This window comes from Pseudomonas sp. 43(2021) (assembly GCF_017490805.1).
Taxonomy (GTDB): Bacteria; Pseudomonadota; Gammaproteobacteria; order Pseudomonadales; family Pseudomonadaceae; genus Aquipseudomonas.
In genome coordinates this window covers 1-1,054 of sequence record NZ_JAFGYJ010000085.1, presented here as the reverse complement: position 1 = coordinate 1,054, position 1,054 = coordinate 1, and the positions used below count along the sequence as shown (strand labels likewise).

Here is a 1,054-nt window from a genome sequence, read left to right as displayed (position 1 = left end):
CGTTAGCATAAGCCGCACTGCATAGTGAAGCCATAGAGGATCTGGCATAGTATTCTAAGAGACTGAAGTCGCTGTTTTCTTCGAGGTTAAATATGTCTCGGGAAACGCAGCTGCCGTAGATAATTAAATTCTTAGTCACTGTCTTGTTTTAGCCTTCTGGAGTGATGCAATTTGAAAGTGCATCAAATGGCGCGACCACAAAGCCCATATGGTTTTCGGGCGTAACCGAATTGATTATCTTGGCGCAGCGCTGATGCGGCTCGATATTCATGGGGCGGTTAGTAGTGGCGGTCATATAGGATCCAATTTGTGCCTTGTGAGGGGTAACTGATAATGCATTATCCCGAGCAGGGAGGGGGAATGCAACGGCCACGCAGCGGCTGCTAGGCGCTCAAAACCCATAATGCGTCACAAGTATAGATTCGTGACGCACTAGGTGCTTATCCAGAGGAATTCTCAATGTCGTCATGCTGCACTGCTTGAGTCGTGAAGCTAGGACCCTTGGATAGCGCAGATAGTTCATTTCTCGGTCGACTGGATGCGCTATAGGAGGCGCTAACCGAGGGGCTTTCTTCGGGGTCTAGACGATTGGAGGCAAGGTGGGAAGAAAAGTGCAGGCTTCTATAAGAATAAGCTACGTGAAGAAGAGGTGAGTCAGCTATGCAGACTTCAGTGCGAGTAGAGCTTTTCAATAGTTAGGAGTTCGCGATCCTTGCTATATCCTAACTCTTGGTATTCTGACATGTTGATCGAGCCAGGTATTTTTGCGAAATCTGTAAAATGTCCTTAGCCATTTCTTTCTTGATATTGTTTCGAGAGAATTGCTCGACAAAATCAGACCGAGAGGTCTGCTGCATTTCTAGATGTTTAAATGCCTCAATTGCACCCTCTATATCACAAGGTCGGAATAGTGCGGTGTTTTTGATGCGTTTTTGTGCAAAGCGCGCCGCATAACCAGAAAGGCCGCCCCAAATAGGTTTGTTAGTGGCGGCGTACTCAAACAGCTTCGAGGGAAGTACACGACGAAATGCCTTTAGGTTATTCAAGTGTAAAA

Annotated in this window: 2 protein-coding genes and 1 pseudogene; all 3 read right to left on the bottom strand. The window is 46.8% G+C overall.

Annotated elements, in window-relative coordinates; translation table 11 throughout:
* Positions 1 to 139 (bottom strand): DUF6270 domain-containing protein (locus J5M71_RS29600; RefSeq protein ID WP_347709876.1); only part of this gene is annotated, 139 nt, incomplete at its 3' end.
* A 9-nt stretch (positions 140 to 148) separates the two neighbouring features.
* On the bottom strand, positions 149 to 295 hold the full coding sequence (locus J5M71_RS25995; protein WP_207838297.1) for a hypothetical protein: 147 nt from the start codon (positions 293 to 295) through the stop codon (positions 149 to 151).
* A gap of 427 nt (positions 296 to 722) precedes the next feature.
* Positions 723 to 1,054: pseudogene (locus J5M71_RS25990) on the bottom strand (glycosyltransferase WbuB); the annotation flags it as partial.

Bases quoted from the DNA above. Each gene is read 5' to 3' on its own strand.
- J5M71_RS25995 (WP_207838297.1), bottom strand. From the start codon at position 295: ATGACCGCCACTACTAACCGCCCCATGAATATCGAGCCGCATCAGCGC.